Source organism: Planktosalinus sp., assembly GCF_059864935.1.
Genome location: NZ_JCBCCK010000206.1, coordinates 1 through 3,449 on the forward strand (window position 1 = coordinate 1; position 3,449 = coordinate 3,449).

Consider the following 3,449-nt stretch of genomic DNA (forward strand, 5'->3'; position numbering starts at 1 on the left):
CGATTTATGAAAAAGAATTTAAAAGTACTTCTACTTGCCGTTTTTGTTGCTGCGGCTTCCTGCAGTTTCACCACAAAAACAATCGATGACCCCGAAAAGGACAAAGTGCTCATAGAATTGATTACTTATGTACTTGAAAAAACACATTTTGCCAATAAGGATTTTGATGATGATTTTTCCTCAGAAGTTTACAACAAATTCATCATCGATATTGACCCCCTGAAACGCTATTTTCTGGCTTCAGACATTGAAGAATTCAGCAAATATGAATACCAGATTGACGACCAGTTAAAAAACAAAGACATTTCCTTTTTTGATCTGGTGCATACCCGTCTGGAGCAGCGAATGGATGAGGCAAAGTCCCTTTACAAAGAAGTGCTGCAAACACCTTTTGATTTTTATGCAGATAAAACCATAAATATTGATTATGAAAATATTGCTTACGCGAAAAGCAAGGAAGAACTCAAAGCCAGATGGAGAGAGCAGTTGAAATTTTCGGCCATTTCCACATATCATGACATTAAGGAAGAACAGAAATTCCAGTTAGAAGGCAAAGACAGGGAAGAGGATAAGAATACAAGTGAAAACATCAATTTCCCTTCAGATGACGACGTGAAAGAGAACGTAAAGAACCCTGACTTTATAGCAAAAAGTGATGCTGAAATCGAAAAAGAAGCCAGAGAGTCCACACTCTCTTCCCTTGAAGATTACTTTTCGTTTATGGACGACCTCAACCGCGATGATTATTTTGCAATTTATATTAATGCCATCGTAGAAGAGTTTGACCCCCACACCAATTATATGGCTCCTCAAATGAAAGACCGTTTTGATACGGCCATGTCAGGAAAACTGGAAGGCATTGGGGCACGACTTCAAAAGCAACGGGAAAGCGTCAAGGTGGTTGAAATCATCAGCGGCGGACCTGCCTGGAGAGGTGAAGAGTTGGAAGTGGGCGATTTAATCACAAGGGTACGTCAGGATGGCGAAACAGAATCTGTCAGCATCGGTGGGATGCGTCTGGATGATGCTGTAAACCTCATCAAGGGCCCAAAAGGAACCAAAGTAACCCTCACCATCAAAAAAGTGGATGGCTCATTTCAAGACATCACCATTGTAAGGGATGTTGTTGAACTTGAAGAAACCTATGCCAAATCTGCTGTTATTGAAAAAGACGGTAAAAAATACGGACTCATAGACCTTCCCAGATTTTACTTTGATATGTCAAATTACAAGGCACGTAATGCCGCCAGCGATGTAAAAGAAGAAGTCGAAAGGTTAAAAACCGAAGGAGTTGAAGGATTGGTGCTTGACCTTAGAAACAATGGCGGAGGTTCTTTAAAAGCAGCTATTGACATTGCCGGATTGTTTATTGACAAGGGCCCTGTAGTTCAGGTAGCCTCGGGCGACGGAAAAATAGAAGTACTGCAAGACAGAAGTAATTCTGTAGATTGGGACGGTCCGCTGGTCATATTGGTTAATGAAATTTCAGCTTCGGCTTCAGAGATTTTGGCGGCAGCCATGCAAGATTATAAAAGAGCAATTGTTATCGGAAGCAAGCAAACCTATGGAAAAGGTACGGTGCAAAACGTGATAGACCTTAACCGCTGGCTGCGAAACAATCAGCACGGTGACTTGGGAGCACTAAAAGTGACTACTCAAAAGTTTTACCGCATCAACGGAGGCTCCACCCAGCTTGAAGGTGTTCAAAGTGATGTAGTGGTTCCGGACAGATTCAGCTTTATCGATGTCGGCGAAAGGGATTACAGAAACCCGATGCCCTATGATAAAATAGCTCCTGCCTCTTACAAGCCCTGGGACGGTATTTTTGACCTTGAAGAAACTATTTCCAACTCTAAGGAGCGCATGGCACAAAACCAGCAACTAAAACTTATTGAACAACAAGCCCGTTGGATCAAGGAGCGCAGAGACAACTCCATAGTACCATTGAACTATGACAACTACATTGCAGATATAGAACGCAACAGAGAACGGAGCAAACAATTTGAAGCCCTTTCAGACTATCAAAACAACCTGAGATTTAGTTCACACATCAAGGAGCAGGAAGAAAAAAGAATGGACTCTGATCTTGCAGAAAAGCGCACCCGCTGGCATAAAAACCTGAGTCAGGATGTTTATGTGGAAGAAGCCGTTCATGTACTGGAAGATTTAAAACAAAACAATATCAAACGGGAAAAAGTTGCTAAAATAAAAGACTAAACTATTGCCATGTCTGCTAAAGCAACATCACTCACTCAACTGGCGCTCCAAAAGTTCAAACGAAACTTTTGGGGCGTTTTTAGTTTTAGTTTTTTGGTGCTTTGCGGTCTGGCAGCCATTTTCTGTTATACCATTGCTCCTGACGATTCCCGGAATGCCAACCAGATGCACGTGTCCATCCATTCCAAAAAACCGGGTTTTGAAGTGCAGATGCTTCAACTTCCTTCCGGCGTGGTTTCAACCCAAAGCCTGGTAACCGACTTCTTTTTTGGTAAGGAAAATACAGATACTGCTGTTCCTATCAACAGTTTTGTGGTCACATCAACAGGCATTTCCATTGAAGAATATGTTGAAGGCAATATAAAAGGTCTGGTTAAAGAATACCCGCTGTCTGCATTTCCAAAAGCTACTACTCCTGCCGAAATTCCCCAATACTACGTCAGCACTCAAAAATTTATATTGGGAACTGACAAATACGGACGTGACCTACTCAGCCGTATGTTGGTGGGAATGCGCATTTCGTTAAGTATAGGTTTTGTTGCAGTGTTTATTTCACTGCTTATCGGAATCACTTTGGGGGCCATTGCCGGTTATTATGGCGGAAGAATTGACACACTCATCATGTGGCTGATCAACGTAACCTGGTCCATCCCCACATTGTTGCTTGTTATTGCAATAACGCTCACATTGGGCAAGGGTTTTTGGCAGGTGTTTATTGCTGTGGGACTCACCATGTGGGTAGAAGTGGCCCGTGTGGTGCGCGGGCAGGTGATGGGGGTAAAACAATTGCAATTCGTCACCGCAGCACGGGCACTGGGCTTTAATGATTTCAGGATAGTGGCAAAACACATCATTCCCAATGTGCTGGCACCGGTAATTGTGATATCTGCAGCCAACTTTGCAGGAGCCATACTTATTGAAAGCGGTTTGAGCTTTTTGGGCATAGGCGCACAACCTCCAATGCCCAGTTGGGGAGCGATGATTAAAGACCATTATTCCTATATCATTTTAGGGAAAGCCTATCTCGCTGTGATTCCCGGTCTGGCCATAATGAGCCTCGTGATGGCTTTTATGCTCATGGGCAACGCGTTGAGGGATGCACTGGATGTGAAGGGGTAAGGCTTAACTAATTGTTTTATACAAGGATCAAGTGAAGAAACTGTTTTTGGGGAAGCTTACACTTGCCTTTTTTCTCGGCTTCTTTTTCTTTTCCAAACCTTTCGGGTAGCTCA

General features: G+C 42.9%; 2 protein-coding genes. Both read left to right on the forward strand.

Features of this window, described 5'->3' with window-relative positions:
- The first annotated feature begins 6 nt into the window (after positions 1-6).
- Positions 7-2,217, forward strand: coding sequence for a carboxy terminal-processing peptidase (locus AC6F75_RS07470; protein ID WP_500714352.1), 2,211 nt, complete (start codon positions 7-9; stop codon positions 2,215-2,217).
- Between the two features lie 9 nt (positions 2,218-2,226).
- Positions 2,227-3,336 (forward strand): ABC transporter permease subunit, encoded by a 1,110-nt coding sequence (locus tag AC6F75_RS07475; RefSeq protein WP_500714351.1) that lies wholly within the window; start codon positions 2,227-2,229, stop codon positions 3,334-3,336.
- The last annotated feature ends 113 nt before the right edge of the window (positions 3,337-3,449 follow it).